The 21,616-nt window shown below is 52.5% G+C and carries 22 protein-coding genes; 19 read left to right on the top strand and 3 right to left on the bottom strand.

Translation table 11 applies throughout. The features are described from left to right. Positions 1–6: 6 nt before the first annotated feature. Entirely contained in the window at positions 7–504 is a 498-nt protein-coding gene (locus BN8_RS03785) for a cupin domain-containing protein (protein WP_009280470.1), read from the bottom strand. Between the two features lie 260 nt (positions 505–764). On the opposite strand from BN8_RS03785, the gene BN8_RS03780 reads away from it, so the two are divergent. The 4 genes from BN8_RS03780 to BN8_RS31525 all read left to right on the top strand — a co-directional run bounded on the left by BN8_RS03780 (position 765) and on the right by BN8_RS31525 (position 5,543). Next, positions 765–1,706: an NAD(P)-dependent alcohol dehydrogenase gene (locus BN8_RS03780; RefSeq protein ID WP_009280469.1), complete on the top strand. Its 942-nt coding sequence runs from the start codon at positions 765–767 to the stop codon at positions 1,704–1,706. Positions 1,707–2,005: 299 nt separating this feature from the next. Continuing rightward, positions 2,006–2,875 (top strand): hypothetical protein, encoded by an 870-nt coding sequence (locus tag BN8_RS03775; protein WP_009280467.1) that lies wholly within the window; start codon positions 2,006–2,008, stop codon positions 2,873–2,875. Between the two features lie 2 nt (positions 2,876–2,877). Next, the gene (locus BN8_RS03770) at positions 2,878–3,657 is read left to right on the top strand and encodes a LytR/AlgR family response regulator transcription factor (RefSeq protein WP_009280466.1); all 780 of its coding nucleotides are present in this window, start codon (positions 2,878–2,880) and stop codon (positions 3,655–3,657) included. 5 nt (positions 3,658–3,662) lie between these two features. Next, entirely contained in the window at positions 3,663–5,543 is a 1,881-nt protein-coding gene (locus tag BN8_RS31525) for a histidine kinase dimerization/phosphoacceptor domain -containing protein (RefSeq protein WP_192579018.1), read from the top strand. Here BN8_RS31525 and BN8_RS33130 read toward each other — a convergent pair. Further along, positions 5,529–5,759 (bottom strand): hypothetical protein, encoded by a 231-nt coding sequence (locus BN8_RS33130; protein ID WP_040005310.1) that lies wholly within the window; start codon positions 5,757–5,759, stop codon positions 5,529–5,531. The two genes, BN8_RS31525 and BN8_RS33130, sit on opposite strands and share 15 nt — an antisense overlap. A gap of 166 nt (positions 5,760–5,925) precedes the next feature. On the opposite strand from BN8_RS33130, the gene BN8_RS03755 reads away from it, so the two are divergent. The 6 genes from BN8_RS03755 to BN8_RS32375 all read left to right on the top strand — a co-directional run bounded on the left by BN8_RS03755 (position 5,926) and on the right by BN8_RS32375 (position 16,720). Continuing rightward, a complete protein-coding gene (locus BN8_RS03755) occupies positions 5,926–7,113 on the top strand; it encodes a serine hydrolase domain-containing protein (protein WP_229367669.1) in 1,188 nt (395 codons plus the stop codon). Positions 7,114–7,340: 227 nt separating this feature from the next. Continuing rightward, the gene (locus BN8_RS31520) at positions 7,341–8,951 is read left to right on the top strand and encodes an insecticidal delta-endotoxin domain-containing protein (protein WP_051040990.1); all 1,611 of its coding nucleotides are present in this window, start codon (positions 7,341–7,343) and stop codon (positions 8,949–8,951) included. Between the two features lie 334 nt (positions 8,952–9,285). Further along, positions 9,286–13,359 carry a hypothetical protein gene (locus BN8_RS31515; protein ID WP_009280462.1) on the top strand — a complete coding sequence of 1,358 codons (4,074 nt, stop codon included), beginning with the start codon at positions 9,286–9,288 and terminating at the stop codon, positions 13,357–13,359. Positions 13,360–13,418: 59 nt separating this feature from the next. Beyond that, positions 13,419–14,717, top strand: a complete 1,299-nt coding sequence (locus BN8_RS03740; RefSeq protein WP_009280461.1) for a serine hydrolase domain-containing protein — start codon at positions 13,419–13,421, stop codon at positions 14,715–14,717. 687 nt (positions 14,718–15,404) lie between these two features. Further along, a complete protein-coding gene (locus BN8_RS03735) occupies positions 15,405–15,881 on the top strand; it encodes a hypothetical protein (protein WP_040005308.1) in 477 nt (158 codons plus the stop codon). A 152-nt stretch (positions 15,882–16,033) separates the two neighbouring features. Then, positions 16,034–16,720 carry a TlpA family protein disulfide reductase gene (locus tag BN8_RS32375; protein ID WP_009280460.1) on the top strand — a complete coding sequence of 229 codons (687 nt, stop codon included), beginning with the start codon at positions 16,034–16,036 and terminating at the stop codon, positions 16,718–16,720. 74 nt (positions 16,721–16,794) lie between these two features. Here the strand turns inward: BN8_RS32375 and arfB are convergent, their stop codons facing one another. Further along, entirely contained in the window at positions 16,795–17,196 is a 402-nt protein-coding gene (gene arfB, locus BN8_RS03725; protein ID WP_009280459.1) for an alternative ribosome rescue aminoacyl-tRNA hydrolase ArfB, read from the bottom strand. 104 nt (positions 17,197–17,300) lie between these two features. Between arfB and BN8_RS03720 the strand changes: the two genes are divergently transcribed. From BN8_RS03720 to BN8_RS03680, 9 genes are all read left to right on the top strand, one after another. Beyond that, entirely contained in the window at positions 17,301–17,636 is a 336-nt protein-coding gene (locus tag BN8_RS03720; protein ID WP_009280458.1) for a hypothetical protein, read from the top strand. Positions 17,637–17,748: 112 nt separating this feature from the next. Continuing rightward, a complete protein-coding gene (locus BN8_RS03715) occupies positions 17,749–18,090 on the top strand; it encodes a hypothetical protein (RefSeq protein ID WP_009280457.1) in 342 nt (113 codons plus the stop codon). 134 nt (positions 18,091–18,224) lie between these two features. Further along, positions 18,225–18,611, top strand: a complete 387-nt coding sequence (locus BN8_RS03710; protein ID WP_009280456.1) for a hypothetical protein — start codon at positions 18,225–18,227, stop codon at positions 18,609–18,611. A 56-nt stretch (positions 18,612–18,667) separates the two neighbouring features. Continuing rightward, a complete protein-coding gene (locus BN8_RS31510; protein WP_009280455.1) occupies positions 18,668–19,456 on the top strand; it encodes a hypothetical protein in 789 nt (262 codons plus the stop codon). A gap of 114 nt (positions 19,457–19,570) precedes the next feature. Then, on the top strand, positions 19,571–19,933 hold the full coding sequence (locus BN8_RS03700; RefSeq protein ID WP_040005306.1) for a hypothetical protein: 363 nt from the start codon (positions 19,571–19,573) through the stop codon (positions 19,931–19,933). Between the two features lie 114 nt (positions 19,934–20,047). Next, positions 20,048–20,398 carry a hypothetical protein gene (locus tag BN8_RS03695; RefSeq protein ID WP_009280453.1) on the top strand — a complete coding sequence of 117 codons (351 nt, stop codon included), beginning with the start codon at positions 20,048–20,050 and terminating at the stop codon, positions 20,396–20,398. A gap of 152 nt (positions 20,399–20,550) precedes the next feature. Further along, entirely contained in the window at positions 20,551–20,898 is a 348-nt protein-coding gene (locus BN8_RS03690) for a hypothetical protein (protein ID WP_009280452.1), read from the top strand. A gap of 4 nt (positions 20,899–20,902) precedes the next feature. Further along, positions 20,903–21,256: a hypothetical protein gene (locus BN8_RS03685; RefSeq protein WP_009280451.1), complete on the top strand. Its 354-nt coding sequence runs from the start codon at positions 20,903–20,905 to the stop codon at positions 21,254–21,256. A gap of 6 nt (positions 21,257–21,262) precedes the next feature. Then, positions 21,263–21,613: a hypothetical protein gene (locus BN8_RS03680; RefSeq protein ID WP_009280450.1), complete on the top strand. Its 351-nt coding sequence runs from the start codon at positions 21,263–21,265 to the stop codon at positions 21,611–21,613. Positions 21,614–21,616: the final 3 nt, after the last annotated feature.

Raw genomic sequence — 21,616 nt, 5'->3', positions numbered from 1 at the left:
CGCTGCCTACCCCAGATAATCGGGTGGGAACACTTGCTGCCCGTACTTTTCGGCGATAGCCTGTAGTTGTTTGATGGTCGCAGCATCAAAATGGGGAACAGGCAGGAACTGGCCGGCTTCAACGGGTTGGCCAATTTCCTCAAAGAACGTTTCCAGGCCGGCAGGTACCACGGTGCAGAGCAGATGGGCCGTTTGCTGGGTGTTATTCTTAAAGCCGTGTACGACGCCCCCTTTCGGAATACTGATAAATGACCCTTTGGTCGCTGTGTAGCTGCCAAACTCGGATTTGACCTCGATTTCGCCTTCGATCACATAGAAGGATTCTTCAAACGCTGCATGAGCGTGCGGGCCAGGGCCACCGCCGGGAGGGACAAGCATATCAATCGTGGCGAAAGCTCCGCCCGTGTCTTTTCCGCTGATCAGGATTCGGTAGGTGTCGCCAACAACGGAGACGCTTTTCCCCTCTTCGGGGCCCACGGTGAACGGTTTTTTGTGATTTTCCATGCGAGTTGCTTTTAAATACGTCACAAAGTTCGGCCGATTCCCTGTTGAAAAATATTCCGATGGGACAACAAATCAGTCCTATCGGACAAACCACAAGATCGAATCCATACCTTCCGTGCACTCTGTAATAAGCAACTGTCACCTATTTATCGGGCTTAACCTGCCTCGTCGGATTCGACTGTTTTTCTGGCTTTTTGCGCTATTTCTCCGTCTGCAACAGGTCCAACTTTGCTGTGTCAAAACTAAAACGCACGGCAATCATGAAAAAAGTAATGTATAACCAGTTTGGCGACGAAAGCGTACTGGAAGTAGTGGAGCAACCGGTACCGGCTATTGAGAACGATCAACTGCTGATTCGGGTAAAAGCGGTTTCCATCAATCCCCTGGACTGGAAGGTGTACGGCGGAGAAATGAAACTGATGTCTGGCTCTACGTTTCCTAAATCGCTGGGCATCGATTTCTCGGGTGTTGTTGAACAAACAGGCAGCGCCATTACACGCTTCAAAGTGGGTGATGCGGTAATGGGCTTACTGGACGTATTCAAAGGCGGGGCCCTGGCCGAGTACATTGCTGTCAAAGAGACCGATATTGCCCTAAAACCGGTCAATAGCTCGTTTGAAGAGGCAGCCGCCCTACCCCTGACGGGACTATCTGCCCTGCAAATCATTGATCAACTGGCAGTAGTCGGCCCTAATCAGGACGTATTGATCAACGGTGCCACCGGTGGGATTGGCATCTTTGCCGTGCAGATCGCCAAAAAACGCGGTGCCCGGGTGACGGCGGTTGTCAGTACAAAAGGCGTTGCCGAGGCCCAAAAATGGGGCGCAGATACCGTAGTTGATTACACAAAGCAGCCTATCAGGCAGCTAAATCAGCAGTTCGACGCGGTCATTGACCTATCCACCAGGCTTTCCTTTAGCGAGGCAAAGCGCCTGATGAAGCAAAAGGCCATCTTTGTCAGTACGCTCCCTTCTCCTGTGGCACTCATTTCCTCGTTTATTAACAATATCTTCTCCGGGCAGAAACGTAAGATCCTGATCGTAAAACCAACCGCTGAAGGGCTCACTACGTTAACAAAGCTTGCAGAAGCAGACCTGCAAATTGTCCTGGACAAGACGTATCCTCTCAGCAACGTCAGGGGAGCCTACCAGGAAGCCCGTCGGGGTAACATCCTTGGAAAGTCGGTGATCGTGCTTGATTAAGGTCAATAGTTAAGAAGGCACCGAATCAATCAGCAAAAGCTCTCGTGGTTACTGGTGGTAGCTGAGGAGTTGAAAGAGCCTTGTGATTGACGCGACCAAACGGGGCATCAGCGTCCACTCCTTTGTTTTTGTCGTTTGTGTACGAAAACGGGTCGTTCAAGTCAATTTCGTGGCATGAAAGCCTGAAATTGTTCACTTTCAGACTAACTACGTGCTAAGATTATTTAATCAACATAGGGTAGGTGATCAATTCGATTAGCCTTTTGTGAGCAGTTTTTGACGCTATTCACATCGATAAGATGGCCAAATGGAAAACGCTCATCAGTATTCAGTGGCTGATCAGTATTCTGATTACCTGCACAACTACCGACCAAAACAAACGAGTAGTACAAACCCGTACATGGCCCGATCATAAAGCATATAGTAAGGCCGATCGTCAGTGCGAACGGTTGGTATGGCATGCATACAACACAAATCGGTATGCCTACTTTTTTGATGCCACCCACCACCTGACCCAGTGCTATGCCGTCGAAAACGGATACAGCTTAAACGAATACACCTTTGAGCAGAAAATGAGCTATACAAATGACGGTTTGCTGGAAAAGGTAGAGTACGAAAGGGGCGAAACGCGTTACCACTACCGCAATGGGCGACTCTCATTCATCGACTTTTTTCATGAAGCACAACCTATTTATCGGTATCAGATACGATTAAACGCTCAGGGGCAGGTGGTGGGGCTGAAGGGCATTCCACTTCAAAACAGCGGGCTGATGGCGTATTCGACGCAATACCGGCTTGATAAGCAGGGGCGTTACGTACAACTTGATGCCTACACGGACAAAGGTGTACTTTATCATCGCGTCGTTCAGCACAACTTCGATCCGTTGGTAAAAAACCCTTTCGGCTCGATTCAGCAGACACTGTATGACCTTAACCGCCATCCGTGGATAACCTGGGGTGAGGTTTTTCCGATTTCTGAAGCGCTTGCTCGTCGCATCGAAACCTACCGTTATGCTGCCCCCGAAACGCCCACGAAGCTCATTAAGCGCTCGGATGTAACGGTTAGCTGGCAAACCGATCGCCAGGGCTATATAACCAGGCAATCCAGTGCCGATGCGCTGAACATGGTCAAGGATACAGTGCTTATTGAGTACATAAACTGCCGATAATTATGGCTACATCCATTAACATCCTGATCATTGAAGATGAAGCCGTGCTGTCTATGGACCTTAGCGATCTGCTGGAAGAGGAAGGCTACTTTGTGACAGCGACGGCAAACAACGGCCCCAAAGCCCTGAGCCTGCACCGGCAAAACCAGATTGATCTGGCTCTATGCGACATTCATATTAAAGGCGAATGGGATGGTATCGAAACGGCAGAACGATTGCTGGCCGAACGAGCAATTCCGATTATTTTCTTAACGGCTCTTACCGATAAGCTAACCCTCGAACGGGCCATGCGGCTTTACCCGGCGGCTTATCTGATCAAACCCGTCACCCTACCCGGTCTTCGGGCGGCCGTCGAACTGGCCCTACGAACGTTTACCCAATCGATGGCCAAAGTACCGGACTCTAACCCCGGTGTATCACCTGCGGCTGTAGTAAAAGAAGAAGTACCCTCGGAGCCCATCCTGCGGATTGATGACGCCGTGTTTGTTAAGCATAAGTACCAGTTTGTGAAAATAAAAATTGCGGAGATCGAGTATCTGGAAGCCGACAGTTCGTATACCTTTTTAGTCACCTCCCAACATCGATATGCCTTACGTTTAACAATAAGCCAGGTGCTGACCCGGCTCAACCTGCCTCGACTGGTTCGCATCCACCGCTCCTACGCCGTCAATCTGAACTGGGTGAGCACCTTTAATGAACGAGAAGTCTGTTTACCCACAATTACCCTACCGCTGGGCAGACTCTATAAGCCCGATTTTATGCGTCACTTCACCGTCCAGTAATGTATATGCGTATCGGTCTGCTGCTTTTATTGCTGCTTTTGGCGTTTAGCAGTCTGGCTATACCCCCAAAACCAATTAATTACGATAGTCTGTTCCAACGGCGAATGGCGGGTCTTGCACCGGTACAACGTATCGACTGGGCCATCCAATATGCCGTTTTTCTGAATGGACAATCGCGCTTTTCTGAAGCCAGATCAATTCTACAAACGTCCCTTAAAGTCGCTCAGCAGGCACGCTTAAAAGCTCGGATGGCTAACCTGTATGAGCTCTTAGGTTTAGTTGAAACTACCGCCAGTAATCATAGCCTGGCAGTTACTTACTACCTCAATGCCCTGGACCTCTACCGAGCCCAGCATAGTTATGACAATCAGCAGCATGTTTACAGCCGCCTTCTGAACGAATATGGCTATATAGGCGATTTAATTAAAAGTAAAGAACTGGCTCAACAAATTACCGGGTTACAACAGACATACAACCAGATTTCTACTCTGTCATTAAGGTATTTAGACAAGGCCGAAGACTTCCAGAAGGCAGGAAAAACCGATTCAGCTTTAACGTATCATAAGAAAGCCATGACGGTTTACTGGGTGCGACGAAACTGGCCGAATTATTATAGCCTTCTGGACGGGTATGGCGTTAGATTAACGACAGCGGATCGGTATCAGGAGGCCGAACAAATCTTTCGACAATGTCTGGCCTACAGTCTGCGACAAGGTGATAAACGACGGGAGTTGTATGAATACATGCACCTGCCCGAACCGTTGCTGAAGCTCAATCGCCTGAATGAAGCTCAGCGGTACGCCACGCTGGCGTTAAATCGAATTGAAAACGACCCCGAACGCCAGGATGAACACAGGGCTCAGGTATACGGTCTACTGACACGCATTGCAGAAACCAGAGGCCAGTTTGCGCAGGCGCTACGGTATGAACGGCTAACTAATCAGTATTGGAATCGGGTGCAGAGTGTCGAAAAAAGCCGTCAGCTAGCCGAAGTGGAAGCCCGCTACCAGTCCGCTCAGAAACAGATTCGCATCAACGAGCTCAACCAGGCCAATCAGCGTCAACTAAACCAGATCAACTGGCAGGCCAACGGGCTGATAATTCTGGTTGGACTCCTGGGCCTCGCCCTTTGGCAGTATCGGACCATCCGCCAGGTGAATGCCCGGTTGAGCAGCACCAATACGACCATTTCGGACAAGAACCGGCAAATCAGCGAGCAAGCCGAAAAGCTCAGCGTTCTGATGCAGGAACTGCACCACCGCGTTAAGAATAACCTGGCAATTGTATCGAGTCTGCTACGAATGCAGTCCAGACGGCTGCATGATCCACGGGCGGTGCAGGCGGTGCAGGATGGCCAGCGCCGGGTAGAAGCGATCTCACTGATTCATCAGCAGCTTTACCAGACCGACAATCTGGTCGAGGTGGGTATCAAAACCTACGTGACTGAGCTGACGGAAAGCCTGGTGTTAGGCTACGGTTTTGATCCGGAACAGTTTGACTGCCAGATCGACGTAGCTGATATCCAACTGGATGTCGAAATAGCCGTACCGTTGGGTCTGATTCTCAACGAAGTGCTGACCAACGCCTTCAAATACGCGTACAACGACGTAAAACGGCCTTCTCTACAGATTCGGCTCCAACTAACGGCTGGGCGCAAGTTGCTCCTTGAAGTGCAGGATAACGGGCCCGGGCTGGAAAACGCCATACCATCCGATACGCTCCAATCCGGATCAGAACGCAGTTCGATGAACAAGGACCGATCGTTCGGGCAACGATTGATTCGGGAACTAACCAGTCAACTGGGGGGCGAGATGATTCTGACAACCCACCAGGGTACCTATTTTCAACTGTTGATTCCAATGGACGCCGGATCAGTCCAGCGTTGATTCTTGCCACATATGTCGAACCCTTCTTTCTTTAGTGGCTAAATATAGTTGTTCGTTCACCAAATCAGGTTGTTCGTTACCAATTCCGAGCAGCGGCTGGAACTCCTTTCCATTTTTACGCAGACGATAGAACCCGACTGGTTTTATCCCTGCTCTCTTAACATGTCCGGCTATGGCTTTTCGTTTCTTTCCACTTTCCTGGGTTAATCGACTCATTTCTCAAGTTTCGGGCAACTTGCCCCGTCAACTTTTAACCAGTGAGCACGCTGATGTCTACCCCTCCGAATCAGCCTACTCCTTTCCGTCGACTTTGCCGAGCCGTCACTACCCATGGCGACTTAGGCTAATAAAGCTCGGGTTACTCAGTTTGAGTGGTTTAGCGTTGTCTTGTAGTGACCACCGGGAGCCTGATCCTGATGACCAGAACCAGCTCCGCGTCCAGGCCGCCGTCGATAGCGTTCGTCGGGTGCTGGAAGACAGCCTGGGTGGGCCGGTACCCTCGATGAACGTGCTCATCCAGACCCCATCCCAGACGTATTTTGCCTCGGCGGTCGCCCCGGGTTGGCAACCCATTACCCCTGATACCTATTTCCGCTTTGCCAGCAACTCCAAAAACTTTACCGCCACCGCCATTATGAAGATGTACCAGGATGGCTGGCTGGACTACAAAGCGAAAATTAATGATCTGATTCCGGGTACCAACCTGCCCTATGTGCCCACTACCCCAGACTGGAATATCCCCTACAAAAGTCAGATTACCATTGAGCAACTGCTCCAACACAGCGCCGGGGTCTACGATACCGATAATGATACCATACCCGGCCTTCGTGGGGAGACCTATACCAACTACGTCCAAACCCGGGATTCGACCCATCAGTTTACCACCGAAGGATTGATCAAACCGCTCATTGATCACCAGCTCTCCTATTTTCCTCCAAGTACGGGCTATCACTACAGCAACACCGGGTACGCCATCCTAAGCCGGATTATCGAGCGGATTTATTCGGCCAGGAGTGGTAGCGCGAAGACGTACGCCGATTACCTCCACGACTACATCACCGGTCCGGCCAGCCGGGTACCCATCCCGGTTTCGTTTCCGTATCGAGCCAACGACCAACTGCTACCCCAGCCAAATGTAGCCAGCCTGATCCGGCAGTCATCCAAGTGGGGCGTGGGCTTTGGTCCGGTCAACATGAGCGCCCACGTGGGGGAAGGCAATGGGTACGGCACCATGGCGGCCCTGAACAAGTATATCCGCTCGCTGATGCGGGGCGAGAACGTGCTCGACAAACAAACCGTGCAACTGCTGCAAACGGATAGATCGGTGAAGAATCCCAAGTATGGCCTGGGCACCGAGTGGTTCGATAATCTCGGCTACGGTCACAATGGGGCCATTGCGGGCTATCTATCGGTGATGACTTATGATCCGAACACCGACGTATCGGTGGTGGCGATGCTGCCGCTGTGGGACTTCAGCAGGGGAATTGACTCCTTTGACACCTGTTTCTTTCACATGTACTATGCGGCTTACGCGGCCAAAGGTGCGCTGGGCTATCCTATCATACGATAAAGGCTATTTATTGACTGCTTAGCCTCAGCAGGCGGCTACAGGTTCCGCCTGCTGAGGCTAAGCAGTCAAAGCTATGCTACCGGTCGGCCTTCTTAACAGCGGCTCACCCACAAAACTTGGTATGGGAAGGGTGTATGAGAAGACAACTCGGGGCGTCGAGCCATTGACGCCTTTTGAGGACCACCCGTTGCAAAAAAACTTCTGTAAACTATTTACACCCAAACTATATGTTTTTACAAACTAACCGCCGAAAGTTTCTGGGACAAACGGCACTGGGTGCCGGTAGTATGCTCTTTTTCCCAGGGCTGCTGACCAGCTGCGCTGACCACCGTATTGTTGGTCCCGGTGATCCTGCCGTTCCGCCGGTAGGAGACGAGGATTATGATGGCAATGACATTGCCAAAACATGCGTCGTAACCGCACTTGGCATGATACCCGAAGTAGGCGAAATTCTGGCTGCTCTGGTTGAGATCTTTTGGCCTGAGACTAAGGAAGACCCGTGGGATGAGGTGAAAGATCGGGTGGAAGCTCTGATAAAAAAGGACATCGATGAACTTGTCTATCAGCAGGTTAAGCAGGATTTGGGCGGCTTTAAAAATGGTCAGCCAGGAGGTTTGGTTGGCTTAATGACGCTTTACCTAGACGAAGTCAAAGCCTACAATGAGACCCTTAAGACAAATCCAAATGCATCCCCCGAAGGCGTTATAAGGCAGTGGGTGTCTACCCGGGCTGCGTTTGTGAACGCTCTCCCCCATTTCCAGGCAGACAACTATGAAGACCTGCTGTTGCCCCTTTTTGTTCCGTTTGCCAGCATGCACCTGGCGCTGCTGCGAGATATAGTAATTGATGGTAAAGCCTGGGGCAGAAGCGAAGCTGAGCATCAACAGGATATTCTCGACCTACAGAGTGCGATAACTGCTTATGCATCCTATACCTACGATACGCTTAGATTTGGCTATGATAATGCCATTGGTCAGGCGCTAAACAACGGTAAAGATCTTTGTGATGCTGAGGCAGCAGGTGTTCTTTACGCGAGTACTATGACTCTACTCGCACAAGATTACGCTGCGACATGGCCCTATTTTGATGTAACCCTCTACCCTAACGGACCGAGGATACCGTTAAGTCGCGAGATTTACTCGGGCCTGCAGGGCTATTGTAAAGGATTCGATCTCGTACAAAAATATGGGTTTAACCCTACGAATTCATTCTTAATTGGTTATAGCGTTCCGCCCAAGAAGGCCCCTACTCAGATAACCATATGGGGCGGGGAAGTAATTGAAGGGATGCAGGTAACGTATCCAACAGGTGGTGGACTAAACGGTATTACGCAAACGGTCCGGATGGGACTCGATAGTTTGACCGGGGGTAGTAACCAGCCGCCCAAAGGTGGTACATTTCATATATCACCTACCAACCCGATCGTCCTTGTCCGACTTAGTTTTAACAAATACCCACCCCAATACGACAATAATATTCTAGGCGTATCGGCTATTCAGTTTGTATATAAAGACGGGGCAACTAGTCCCTGGACTGGCACCCTGAACAATTCATATATTGTTGAGGTAAAACCTCCTTCCGGTCATTATGTATCAAGTATATACTTCGGTGCCTATCTTGTAGTGTTTGGCTTCCAGTACATGAATTTGCAGTTACCCGCAGGCACGGACGCAATGCGTACTATTTATATAACGAGCCCCACAGAACGGACAGCGGATGATTTTACCCAAGCCTTCCCAGAACTCGGCGATTCGTCGACGTTGATCACTGAGGAGCTAAAAGCGGATCGCGAGGCACATTGGGCATCCTTTAAAGCGCGTGCGGCAGCCCTCAAATAACCAGTCTGCTTCAAGCCAAATGACTAATTTTCCTGACGGCTCGGGAAAGGGGATTTGCTACCCAGACAACAGTAGCCCAATAACGTACAATCCGAGGTACAACAACGGAGTCATCGCGGAGTAGCTCTGCTGTCGCTGCAGGACTTCTCCAAGAGCGATGCCTCTTTCATAACCTACGTCCGGTGGATATACTACGCCGGTTACCCGGTCTAAAGCACCCTAAGCCATTCTATTAAGCTCTAGGCTATCGCGGATCTATCGAAACAGCACAATTTAGAAACCTCTGCTACAGGCCAAGACGGATGGTCTTGGCCGTATTTACCTCTATAATTTTATGCCAACATTTATTTTCCCCGCAAGACAGCGCAAAAACAGGACGAGCCAATGCTGGGCTTTCCTTCAGTGGGTATTGTATCTATGGCTGTTGGGTCTTCAGCCTACCTGGGGGCAGAGTGGACTCAGGTACTTTGTATACCCGGACGATGACGGTGGACGTAGTGGCTACGGCTCCTGGCCCACCGTCTCCATTATAAAACAACCAACCAGCAAAACTGCTACGTTGACCACCAGCGGGGATGCGGGTAATCATCGTTTGTATCGGGCGAAAAGTACGAGCGATTCCCGCATTGTTTATTCCCAACCCGCTGCGCTCACGCAGGAAGTACCACCCAGCATCACGGTTCAGCCCGTAAGCAGAACCGTCTGCTCGGCCAATGGAATTCAATTCAGCGTGCAGGCCGATGGAACGGACTTAAGGTATGCCTGGCAGTTTTATGACCCCGACAAAGGTACTTGGGATACGCTGCTCCCGCTGCCGTTTCAAACCTTCTTTCAGGGTGTCAATACCAATACGGTGACTGTTTTCGATGACGATCCCAGTAGTGAGCAGTACCAGGTACAGATCAGGGCGGTTGTGTCGAACGACTATGGCTCGGTCACTTCCCAGCCGGCCACTTTGGCTAAGTTGCCGACCGCGCTCATCACCCAACAGCCAGCCGACCAGATCGCCTGTTCAAGCATAGGGCTCGACTACAGGGTACAGGTAAAGCAAGAAGAAGGCCTGAGCTACAACTACGACTGGGAATATAAAGACAGTAATAGTAGTGACTGGTACCCCCTGAGTGCCAACCCCAACGCGTACCAGGGCTACAACAGCGCCGTCTTGATCACCAAGGGGGATGAGCCTAGTGGCCGCCAATACCGGGTGAAAGTTAGCAACGGGTATTGCCCCATCTACTCCAACTCGGTCACCTTCACGAAACTGAGAGAAATAGTCATCACTCGACAGCCGATCACCCAAACCGTCTGCTCGGGTAATGGGAAGGGGCTTACATACAGTGTACAGGCCGATGGAGATGATTTAGCCTACGAGTGGGAATTTAAAGACCCTACCATGACAGACTGGGTGTCATTTAGTAATTTTTCTGATACGTATCCGGATTATACTACCGCTACGCTGACCGCCAACGGAGTAGAGACCCCCGGCCGTAAATACCGGGTGAAGATCATCAACGACTGTGGTACCATCTATTCCGACTCGGCCACCTTTACGCTTCCCACTTTGGTAATTACCCAACAGCCGAGCAGCCGAACTGCCTGCTCGGCCAGCAACAATGGCCTTCAGTACACGGTGGTGGTTGAAAGCACGGGCCAGGTGACCTATGACTGGGAATTTAAAGACCCTGATATGACGGACTGGGTGTCGTTGGGTGGTCAGTATGCCCAACTATATCCGGGTTATGACACTCCTACCCTAACGACCAATGGCAATGAAGCCAACGGCCGCCAATACCGCCTGAAAATCACGAACAGCTGTGGCACTACGCTTTATTCCCAATCGGCTACCTTCACCCTAGCGACAAATCCTGCGGTAATTACCCAACAGCCGAGCAGCCGAACTGCCTGCTCAGCCAACAACAATGGCCTTCAGTACACGGTGGTGGTTGAAAGTACGGGCCAGGTGACCTATGACTGGGAATTCAAAGACCCAGACATGGATACATGGAAGCCGTTGAGTGATTTTGCCGAGTTTTATCCAGGCTACAACACGGCTACACTGACTACCAATGGCATTGAAACCCCCGGCCGCCAGTACCGGGTGAAAATCAATAATGGTTGTACCTATTCCACCCCCGCTACCTTCACGCTCGCACCGACGCCCACCATCACCCAACAGCCCCTCAGCCGAACCGCCTGCTCGAGCAAGGGACTTACGTATGAGGTCAAGGTAGATGGTGATGTAATTGGGTATGCATGGGAATATAACGATGGCAAAGGCTGGACTTCCTTAGGCCCCGACAATGGTTTGTATTCAGGTATATCCACCGCCATCTTGACCACCAATGGTGAGGAACCGAATGGCCGCCAGTACCGTGTAGGTTTTGGTTACAGTTGTAACATAGCGTTCTCTCAACCCGCTACGTTCACGCTCGCACCGACGCCCACTATTAATGTCCAGCCTACTAACCAATTCGCCTGCTCGGGCAAGGGGCTTACGTATGAGGTGAAGGCGGACGGAACTGGCTTGACGTATGAGTGGGAATATAACGACGGGGGCGGTTGGTACCCGCTGAGCGCCTATGCCAGCGCGTATCCAGGTTATAATACGGCTACGCTGACCACCAATGGGGACGAAGGTAATGGGCGCCAGTACCGGGTGAAAATCACGAGCGGTTCCTGTACGGTCTATTCCGAGGCCGCTACCTTCACCCAGACCCAGTGCACGCCAACGCTGACGAACTTCTCGGCCTCTCCCCAATCGGTTGTGCCAGGCCAATCCATCGAGTTCACCGCTACAGTGAGTGGCGTGACGGCTCCCTACAACTACACACTCACGAACGGAGCCGGAAGCATCCAGACTGGTACGGCCAGCGGTTCGAGCTTCAGTCAGCGCCTGACCGCACAGGGAACCGGTCTCCAGACCTATACGCTCACCATCGGCGATTCTCCCTACTCAGTCACCGGCACGGTCACGGTCACAGTTGGGGCCTTTTCCATCACCGGCCTTCAGGCCCGGGCGAACCCCGTAAAATCAGGCCAGTCGGTCGAGTTTACCGCTACGCTGGATGGGCTAACCAACGCGGATCTATACAGCTACACGCTCACCAACGGTCAGGAGTCGGTTCCGCTAACGGGTGACTTCTATGGGGCGCCCTTCCAGGAAAGTGTAACGGCCCAGGGTTCTGGTGTTCAGCTCTATACACTCACCGTGGTTACCCAGAACAAGGGAACGGCCACGGCCACCGTATCAGTCACGGTTATTGGGGAGGAGGTTGGCCTGGAGCGCTTTGCTATTCTGGGCGTGACGGCCGTGAATTGTGAGACCCTCAGCGAGAATCAACGTCAGGTGCGCTTCACACCCCAGTACGAGGGCATCAATGGCGAGCCGATTAGCTTCTCGGTGGTCAATGAGCTCTTGCCCACTACTCAATCCGGTCCCTACAGCCTGCGCTTATATACAGACAATCCAACTATCACACTGGTGGCCCAGCAAGGCAACGCCCAGGCCCGGTACACCTATAACTGGCTCGCCAATTGCCCTGCCTCTTCTACCGACTTCGCCCTTACCGGGGCGCGGGTAGTCGACTGCCAGTTGGTAGAGGCTGGCAATGGCAAGCGCTACAAAGTCAGCTTGCAGCCTCAATACGCTGGTCAGGACAACACTCAGCCCATTAGTTTCTCAGTGGTCAATGAGCTAAGTCCTACCACGGCTCCAGGCCCTTACACGCTGCACCTGTGGAGCGACAATCCAACCATCACGCTGGTGGCCCAGCAGGGAAGCGACGAAGCCAAATACACCTATAACTGGCTGGCTAATTGCCCTGCCTCATCCGGTGGTTTTACGCTGACGGGGGCTGAGGTGGTCGACTGCCAGTTGGAGGATGCCACCAACAGCAAGCGTTACAAAATCAGCTTGCAACCTCAGTACGCCGGCCAGGACAACACCCAACCTATCATCTTCTCGGTGGTCAATGAGCTAGGTTCTACTACGGCTCCGGGCCCTTATACGCTACAGCTATGGGGCGATAACCCGACCATTACGTTGGTGGCCCAGCAAGGCAACGCTCAGACTCAGTACGTCTACAACTGGCTGGCGGGTTGTCAGGCTACCAGCAGTGCCCGCCGGGCCGCCGTTGAGGAAATCGGTGCCGGTATGCAGGTCAGGCTACTGGGTAACCCTGTTACAGATCACCAAATCAGGGTGGAACTCAAAGGTGTAGAAGGCCAGTCAGTTGACTTAACGCTTACGGATCTCAATGGGCGACAATTAACCGGCGAACGTATCGAACGATCTGCCCGGGTTGAGCAACTCAATCTACGCATTAGTCCGGTCTGGGGTGGTGTGTTATTATTGCGTGTGCGAGCAGGCTCTCACCAGCAGACGATAAAGGTGATCCAGGGCCATTAACCGCATTCATCTTTTAACAGCAATGTAAGGGCAAATTTGCCCCGAAACCTACCAATCGCATGACTACTATCGTATTGCATTTTTTGCGGGCCAGCCATGCCCCATCCCACGGCAGTATCAGCCGACGAACCAGTCGTTTGTGGCTGCTGCTGAATCTTGCTGGCCTGCTGTTTGCCTGTGCCGACCACCGGGAGCCTGATCCTGATGACCAGAACCAGCTCCGCGTCCAGGCCGCCGTCGACAGTGTCCGACGAGCCCTCGAAGACAGCCTGGGACACACCGTGCCCTCGATGAGCGTGCTTATCCAGACCCCATCCCAGACCTATTTCGCATCCTCAGTGCCGGCCGGCCAGTCGCCCATCACCCCTCAAACGTACTTCCGCTTTGCCAGCAACACCAAGAACTTTACGGCCACAGCCATCCTGAACATGTACGAAGACGGTTGGCTGGATTACAAAGCGAAAATCACTGACCTGATGCCGGGCAGCACCCAGCCCTACGTACCGGCTACGGCCGAGTGGAACTTTCCCAACAAGGATCAGATCACCATTGAGCAGTTGTTGCAGCACAGTGCAGGGGTGTATGATGTCGACAACGATTCCGTACCCGGATTTAATGGGATGAGCTATACCGAAGCCGTTCAAACGGCGGACCCAACTCACCAGTTCACTACGGAGGAAATGGTACATCAGCTTATTCTCAATCAGCTTTCTTATTTCGCTCCGGGTACGGGTTACCACTACAGCAACACTGGGTATTCGATCCTGAGCTACATCATTGCACGCGTGTACTCGGCCCGAAGCGGTCTTACGAAAACCTATGGCGATTATTTGTACGACTACGTAGTGGGACCTGGTGCACCCATCCCGGTTACCATACGTTTCCCGGTTCGGGCCGATGATACGGTACTGCCCAGCCCCCGGGTAGAAGGCCTTGAATTGTTGCCCGGTAACATCCAGAAGCGGTATGGTGACTATAACATGAGCGCCCAGGTGGGCGAAGGTAACGGCTACGGCAACATGGCTTCGCTGAACAGCTACATTCGCTCCCTGATGAAAGGGCAGAACGTATTGACGCCCCAAACCGTGAAGTTGATGCAGACCAGTGTATCGTCGGCAAACCCAACCTACGCGTTAGGATGCACATTTACGCCCAACCTGGGCTACGGGCACAACGGGGCCCGCATAGGTAATCTGGCCGTGATGGCCTACGATCCCCTCACGGATGTATCACTAGTTGCTTACTTACCCTTATGGGATCTGACCGACGGCTTTACGTCATTCATCAAATGCTTCAATGGCATGTACGATGCCGCTTATGCAGCCAGAAAGTCATTAGGGTATCCGGGTAAACCTTAACTACGATAGCGACGGTAATCCGCTCGCCAACCTGGTTTACAACCCGCTCTTCATGTGTCAGCATTGGTGTTGTCGTAAAGGACTTCACCCGCGAAGACCTTTGCCCGGTATCGCCAAGGGGAGCTACGTCCTACTACGGCTTAGGGCGTGGAGCTGGGGGCATGGGGCAATAACCCGAGCGCTACCTTGCTGGACAACCAAGGTAGCGCTCGGGCCTAATACGTCTACAACTGGCTGGCGGATTACCAGGCCAGTAGTGCTCGGCTGAAGAAGAAACCGCTCTGGCGGTAATCTTGGTGAACTGCCTGGAAGCCTCCCCAGGAAATCTGGCGAACTGGCTGCCGTTCGCAGCTTACAGAGGACTCGGAATGCCCTACAATCCTCAATGGCTATAGCTTTCTATTTTAAGCTATTGGTCTTCCTCAACTATTTGCTTATTTCAGACGCCGGGGTAAGCCTGGGTGGCGCCCAGGCTTTATGGCACGTGCCTTACTAAGTCACTACGACCTTTCCGGTTTACCCGCTGATTTACAGAAAATAACGCAATCTTTCACTACTTTACGACATAGACGGCGCCCTACGTCGGTAGGTTCCCAGGATTGAGCCCAGTGCGAACCCAGTCCAGGCCAATCAACGTAAGATGGCAGCCGTTTACGTAGTCCCCTATTATGAAACTACCTAAACAAGATGATCCACGTTCTTACCATCCCGTTGACGCTCTGCTTACTGCTAACAGCAGGCAATACATCTGTGCTGGATACTAGTCCCCTCGACAAAGACCCGGTGTACAGAAAAGTCATGCGACGGCGGCTTACCTACCCTTCCGTCCGGGACGAATATAAGGTTGCTCTTATGGTGTATGCTCGCTTTTCCGTTGATGAACGAGGTCATGTTCGCAACGTTCAGATCATACGACAACCAACTGAGGAAGATCACCACAAATTCTACGATGCAGTCGTAAAATCAACACTTAATCGACTTCCTCCTTTAAGTCCAGGCTACGTTGGTCATTACATTTTACCGGTTGTTTTCTCGCTAAGGGATCATCAGCATGGTCAGGTTATCGTACCGCCTGATACCGATTACCACGGCGAACACACGAACAGCATCGTATTACAAAAGATCAGTGTTTTAGGAGATAAGTATTACCGAACGCAGCACTGAGTTGATTGCCACAGAGTAGGTTAACTGACAATTGGTTGATTGACGCGATTCGGCACCGTTAACACTATGGTCAGCGAATACGCCTGCCTGAGTAAAAGAATAACATGTAGACTTCGTTATTCGGATAAGTCTGCACGAAACACGCACATCCAATGTTTTCCTCACCCTTCCGGACGGCTCTGGTACTCGGCTCTACGTTAGTTTGCCTGCTTGTGGCAGGAAAACCCAGCCTCTACGCTCAAAACCGTTCGCTGAAGCAGTGTTCCGAAACCATACGGACAGCAAGACAGGCAGCAACCGATCGCAACCAGCCCCATCAATTTCCATCTCTTACGCTCTTCAGCCCCGCGTCTCAGAAACTCGAACAAAGCTATCTGGAGTGGTCAGACTGTGTGAAAGGCCAAAAAGCGCCTGTCTCAGCCTTCAAAACGATGACAGGTGAATCGTATGATACAGCGGCCTTAGCCGGTAAGGTTGTCGTGATCAATTTTTGGTTCATGAGCTGTGCACCCTGTCGGGCAGAGATGCCAGCTCTTAATAAACTGGTTGACGAGTACAGAGGAAAAGATGTGCTCTTTTTCGGGTTTACCCCCGACAAAACCGACCGGCTAAAACCCGAATTTTTTGAGAAAACTCCCTTCAACTTTAACATTGTCGCTGATGCCCAGCGCCTGGCTGATTCCTTTGCCATTACGGGCTATCCCACGACCTACGTAGTAGACGGGCAGGGTATTATTCAACAGGCCTGGATAGGAGTAGATAGTCGATTCGGCCCGCTAGACCCTTATTATAAAGCTAAAGCGGCCATTGACAATCTACTGGGAGCAACCGGTAAATAAACTGACAGGTGCCCATCACGGTCTGCTCTAGTGACCAAGCCAGCGGTTCGGTCCCGACGTTATCCTCTGACCGGCTAATATTCGACCTTCCTCCTACCCGCCTTCACCTCACCCTTGCGCTTTTTCTCGGCCCGGCGTTCTTCTACGGATGCCTTCGTGGGCCTGGTAGCCTTGCGGGGTTTCGGTTGCTCAAACGCCTTTTCGATGAGCCGGTAGAACTTCCGGGTTACTTTCTCCTTGTTGGCCAGTTGGGTTCGTTCGGTCTGGTGGCTCAACACCAGTTCGCCCTCGGTGGTTAGCCTGGTGGCCAGTTTCTCCAGCAACACAGCCCGTTCGTCATCCGTCAGCAGGGCCGACTCCCGAACACTGAACCGTAGTTCGGCCTTCGTCGCCACTTTGTTGACGTTCTGACCACCTTTGCCACCACTGCGGGCAAACTGGTACTGCAATTCGGGCTGTAAACGAGTCGCATCCATTACTCTCTAGTCATTCAATAGGTTTTCAAGAAAAAACAGATTCTCTAAGCGAACAATCGCCGGACGGGTCAGTTTGTTCCCTACAAACTATACCATTCAACGTTATGGCACATGCGCATCCCAACACCATGCTGGACGAAACCCTGCAAACCTTACAGCAACGGGGTCTCGAACCCAGCACCGGCGCTGATCTCATCAAAGACTGGCTCTCCGTGCTGAACCACACGGAAGGTGCCCAGCCAGCCGCCCAAAGCCTGCAGGCGCTCTACGACGAACTGAGCAACCCGCAGCCCGATGCAGCCCGCACCCGCGACCTGCTCAACCAGGTGGCTCAGCAAACCGAACATCTGGCCCGCAACGCCGGTCCGACCTACGCCGATTCTCTCAATCAACTCGCGGGATCGCTCCGGTCGTTCGCCCTCGACCTGAATCGGCTATAGCTTCGGTTCCTCCGTTTTTCAGTATTCAGTTCACGGTGATCGTCGACCGCCCAGAACCGGATAAGGAAAACTGAAAACCATTTCTCAACAAATAGCAAACTCAACTATCAACATGGCACATCACGATCAGAAAATACAAACCATGATTGACGACACCCTGCACACCCTTGGCGGGGGTGCTCCGGCTACGTCGCCCGAACACGGCGTCAACCTCGTCGAAGACTGGATTGCAATCGTTCGTACGAACGTCAACACGCAGTGGGTAGCCGAGCCGCTGGCGAAACTACGCGATGCGCTCGACTCAAACAATATACGCGAAGTAGAGCGGGTAATGCGCGATCTGGCCGGTCAGACCGAAGACCTGGCCAACAACGCAGCCGAAGGACAAAACAAACAGGAACTCCGCAACCTGGCTACGGCCATACGGGACTTCGCACAGGGAATGGCTAAGTAGGGGGTGAAGCTTGCTTGTCGTTTGTGGTTCGTGTTGAGAGGAACCAGGCAGTTTACGCCCGCAGCGCAACAACAACCTATTAACGACAAACCACAAACTTCAAACCACCAACCCAGATACAACTTATCAACAACATGGCATTAACATCAAAAAATCCGGAAACGGTGGCGCTGATCGAACGTATGGACGACGTGCTCGACAGCGACATCCACGAAACCACGCCCAAAGATGGCGTACAACTCATCGACGAGTGGCTCAATGTACTGGAGAACAACGGCCTCGACAGCACCGATGCAATCGTTGATATTCTGGAAGACCTGCGGGCACAACTCGATCCGCAGGCAGTAGAACAACCCAACACCGAGCGCATTACGTCGCTGTTGCAGGACCTGATCGACCAGACCCAGCAGGTAGCCCGTTCGGCCGAAGCCAGCGCCGAGGAAGTCGAACTTCAGCAACTCGTCGCTACACTGGAAAACCTGCACCGGCAACTCGCCAACGCGTCGGCCAATGAGCAGTAAACAGGCGGTGTTTGATCCGCTCAATTAACAGTACGTTAGACTAAACCAACAAACCAATGGCATTCGAACAACAAGCATCAGGTCTGATTGACCAAACCATCCAGACGTTCAACGGCAATGTAACGGCGGTCTCTCCGCAGGATGGCATTACACTGATTGATAGCTGGATTAGCGCATTCCGGTCGACGGATGAGCAGGCCAATCCTATTTCGGACAGCCTGACAGCTCTGAAAACCGAACTACAGAAAGGCAATCCGAGCACAAGCGAGATTTCAACGATTCTGAAGGCGCTTACGGATCAGGCACGTAACGCAGCCAATTCCGCCGATACGGGCGTGCAGACTCAGGTCAATGCGCTGGTGGATGCGCTAAAAAGTTTTCAGCAGCAACTCACCGGTCAGGCTGGACCAGCCAATACGGGGGGGCAGGCACCCATGGCCAGTACGGTTGGCGGTAATTCGTCGACCAGTGGCGTTGGTACCACAACATCGGGTTCTACCCAATCGTACATGGATGATCCGACCGGCAGCGATGGTGACATCGAACCGCGGGGTATCAGTCCCACCACAGGTACGTCGTCGGGGCAGACAGACGTAGGCGACAATCGCAGCGGGGCGGCTTATGGCACCACCGACGACGCGGCCCGCTTCGATCAGCCCGACGCTGGCAACACCCAGGGGGGCGGCTCCTACGGCTCCGGCTACGGTACCGGCTCGACGGCCGAAAAAGGTACGCCAAACTCAGGTACGGAGCGCGACATGCACAGCGGCCCGGTGGGGGGCGGCTCCATCAGCGGTGGCCAGAGCGATTCAGAAACCGGTTCCTCAGGCGGTCGCTCCAGCTAGTTTTTGCATAAAGCTGTAAAAGAGATGCTTCCAACCCAGGGGAGGCATCTCTTTTTTACGGTCAAAACAAACCGACGATGGCCGGGTTTTAACTAAACGATAATGACTCAACTTATGGCAAATCAACATTCTCAAACGGAAGGCTCGAAAGCAACGACGCTTATTGACGAAACCGTTCGGGCATTCGATCAGGGCCAGGCCGCTTCTCTTCAGGAAGGCCTCTCCCTCATTACGGATTGGTTCTCGTCCGTTAAAAACAACCACGAAGCCGGCGAACTGATGCAGCCGCTCACCGAACTGCGCGACGAACTCCAGACCGGCACGCCCAATGCAGGCCGGATGCAGCAACTGCTTAACCAACTGGCCGATCAGACGGAACGACTGGCCGGCGAAACAGAAGGTGATGTTCCCTCCCGTCTGACTACATTGGCAACGGCGCTTCGCAACTTCGCAGGTCAATTCTCAACGGCAGTATAGACGGTAATACGTAGTCGGTTTGTGGTTTACGGTTTGTAGTGTTCGGCTCAACGATGTTGCGTCAGCCCACCGTAAACCACAAACCCCACTACCACCCAAACCCCTGACAATAACATGGCTTCACACGCATTGGATCAGCGCTTATTCGAACAGATGCAAACGATGTTCGGCGAAGGTAGTTCCGCTACGGCTTCGCCCACGGATGGCGTTCAGCTTATCACTAAATGGTTGACGGTTCTGGAAGGCGACAGTTCGCCCAAGACGGTCAACATCGAAGAAAAACTAAAGGAGCTGCGGGGTCAGTTGCAGTTTGTAAACCCAGATGCCGACCGCGTTCGGGAACTTCTGATGTCACTGGCCGAGCATACCAACCAGATTGCGCAGGGCTCGGACTTGCAGGAGCCTACGGTTAATAAACTCTCGGACCTGGCTCTGAGACTACAAAATTTCAGCAGTCAGTTTTAAATCAGAGTTCGTTTGCGGTATTCAGTTTGTGGTTTACGGTTTTCAGAGTTGGTAACGGTGTGCTTCGCGGCCAGGCTCAAAATACAGTAAACCGTACACTGAAAACCACAAACTGAAAACCGTAAATCGGACCCTGTAAAACCATATACTTCATGTTAGGATCAAATATTCTGGAAGATCGAATGCTCGAGGATACGCTCGGTCTCTTCCGCGATGGCAACCAGGCGGGCGTATCGCCGGCGCAGGGTGTCATGCTGATCGACGGCTGGCTCCAGGCGCTGCATGGCGACCCTAATCTGGACCAGCTTCAGGAGTATCTCAACGAACTGCGTACGGAGCTTCAGGCCGCCCAGCCCAACGGAAGGCACATCCGGCAGTTGTTATCCAATCTGGCCGACCAGGCTGAGCAGGGCGCTAAGGCCCCAACGTCTGAAGGCACCTGGACCGGCAAGCTGATGAGTTTGTCGAAAGTATTACGAAACTTTAGCGAAAAGCTTTAATACAATGGAAACCTACCCACTGGAAAAAAGAATGCTGGCCGATACCCTGGGCCTGTTTGGCTCTGGCCGCAATATCAACACCATTACTCAATCACCCGATCAGGGCTTGCTGCTCGTTGAAGGCTGGCTGAACGCGTTGCGGGGCGATGCCCCCACTGGAGCAATCAGTGCCGAACTCACCGAGCTCCGGACGCACCTCCGGTCAGAACGCCCTGATCTGGCCCGTATTCGGGAATTATTGTTGAATCTCGCCAGCCACACCGACCGCGTAACCAAAGATCCCACGATTGATGACCAAACGGTTAGTCAGCTCAAGCAACTGGTAGAGTCCTTACGAAACCTCAGCAGTCAACTTTAACCAATCATGACCTCACACGAACGCTCAACTGACCTGCTCGATGCCACGATGAGTACCCTTAAGGGCGACATTGCCAACGCGACGCCCCAAAGTGGTACCGGCATCATCGACGAGTGGCTGGAACAACTCCGCAAAGCGGAAAATACGGCCGACATTGCCGATTCCCTTGAACAGGTGAAGAATCAACTGAAAAGTGGACAGATCAACGAAGGGGAACTGGCTCAGTTACTGACAGATCTGTCGACCAAAACCCAGGACCTGAGCACCCGGCTGGGACCGGAAGGCGACGTAGCGACCCGACTCGTAGCGCTCTCATCGGCCCTGCAAACTGCCGCTGGACAACTCAGGAACCATTGACCA

The organism is Fibrisoma limi BUZ 3 (genome assembly GCF_000296815.2).
In the GTDB taxonomy this organism is placed as follows: domain Bacteria; phylum Bacteroidota; class Bacteroidia; order Cytophagales; family Spirosomataceae; genus Fibrisoma; species Fibrisoma limi.
The sequence above is the reverse complement of the archived record's forward strand: the minus strand, read 5'-3'. Positions and strand labels throughout refer to the sequence as shown.

What these genes read in the sequence shown, in the direction of transcription:
- BN8_RS03785 (WP_009280470.1), bottom strand. Translation starts at nt 504, where the DNA reads ATGGAAAATCACAAAAAACCGTTCACCGTGGGCCCCGAAGAGGGGAAA.
- BN8_RS03780 (WP_009280469.1), top strand. Translation starts at nt 765, where the DNA reads ATGAAAAAAGTAATGTATAACCAGTTTGGCGACGAAAGCGTACTGGAA.
- BN8_RS03775 (WP_009280467.1), top strand. Translation starts at nt 2,006, where the DNA reads ATGGCCAAATGGAAAACGCTCATCAGTATTCAGTGGCTGATCAGTATT.
- BN8_RS03770 (WP_009280466.1), top strand. Translation starts at nt 2,878, where the DNA reads ATGGCTACATCCATTAACATCCTGATCATTGAAGATGAAGCCGTGCTG.
- BN8_RS31525 (WP_192579018.1), top strand. Translation starts at nt 3,663, where the DNA reads ATGCGTATCGGTCTGCTGCTTTTATTGCTGCTTTTGGCGTTTAGCAGT.
- BN8_RS33130 (WP_040005310.1), bottom strand. Translation starts at nt 5,759, where the DNA reads ATGAGTCGATTAACCCAGGAAAGTGGAAAGAAACGAAAAGCCATAGCC.
- BN8_RS31520 (WP_051040990.1), top strand. Translation starts at nt 7,341, where the DNA reads ATGTTTTTACAAACTAACCGCCGAAAGTTTCTGGGACAAACGGCACTG.
- BN8_RS31515 (WP_009280462.1), top strand. Translation starts at nt 9,286, where the DNA reads ATGCCAACATTTATTTTCCCCGCAAGACAGCGCAAAAACAGGACGAGC.
- BN8_RS03740 (WP_009280461.1), top strand. Translation starts at nt 13,419, where the DNA reads ATGACTACTATCGTATTGCATTTTTTGCGGGCCAGCCATGCCCCATCC.
- BN8_RS03735 (WP_040005308.1), top strand. Translation starts at nt 15,405, where the DNA reads ATGATCCACGTTCTTACCATCCCGTTGACGCTCTGCTTACTGCTAACA.
- BN8_RS32375 (WP_009280460.1), top strand. Translation starts at nt 16,034, where the DNA reads ATGTTTTCCTCACCCTTCCGGACGGCTCTGGTACTCGGCTCTACGTTA.
- arfB (WP_009280459.1), bottom strand. Translation starts at nt 17,196, where the DNA reads ATGGATGCGACTCGTTTACAGCCCGAATTGCAGTACCAGTTTGCCCGC.
- BN8_RS03720 (WP_009280458.1), top strand. Translation starts at nt 17,301, where the DNA reads ATGGCACATGCGCATCCCAACACCATGCTGGACGAAACCCTGCAAACC.
- BN8_RS03715 (WP_009280457.1), top strand. Translation starts at nt 17,749, where the DNA reads ATGGCACATCACGATCAGAAAATACAAACCATGATTGACGACACCCTG.
- BN8_RS03710 (WP_009280456.1), top strand. Translation starts at nt 18,225, where the DNA reads ATGGCATTAACATCAAAAAATCCGGAAACGGTGGCGCTGATCGAACGT.
- BN8_RS31510 (WP_009280455.1), top strand. Translation starts at nt 18,668, where the DNA reads ATGGCATTCGAACAACAAGCATCAGGTCTGATTGACCAAACCATCCAG.
- BN8_RS03700 (WP_040005306.1), top strand. Translation starts at nt 19,571, where the DNA reads ATGGCAAATCAACATTCTCAAACGGAAGGCTCGAAAGCAACGACGCTT.
- BN8_RS03695 (WP_009280453.1), top strand. Translation starts at nt 20,048, where the DNA reads ATGGCTTCACACGCATTGGATCAGCGCTTATTCGAACAGATGCAAACG.
- BN8_RS03690 (WP_009280452.1), top strand. Translation starts at nt 20,551, where the DNA reads ATGTTAGGATCAAATATTCTGGAAGATCGAATGCTCGAGGATACGCTC.
- BN8_RS03685 (WP_009280451.1), top strand. Translation starts at nt 20,903, where the DNA reads ATGGAAACCTACCCACTGGAAAAAAGAATGCTGGCCGATACCCTGGGC.
- BN8_RS03680 (WP_009280450.1), top strand. Translation starts at nt 21,263, where the DNA reads ATGACCTCACACGAACGCTCAACTGACCTGCTCGATGCCACGATGAGT.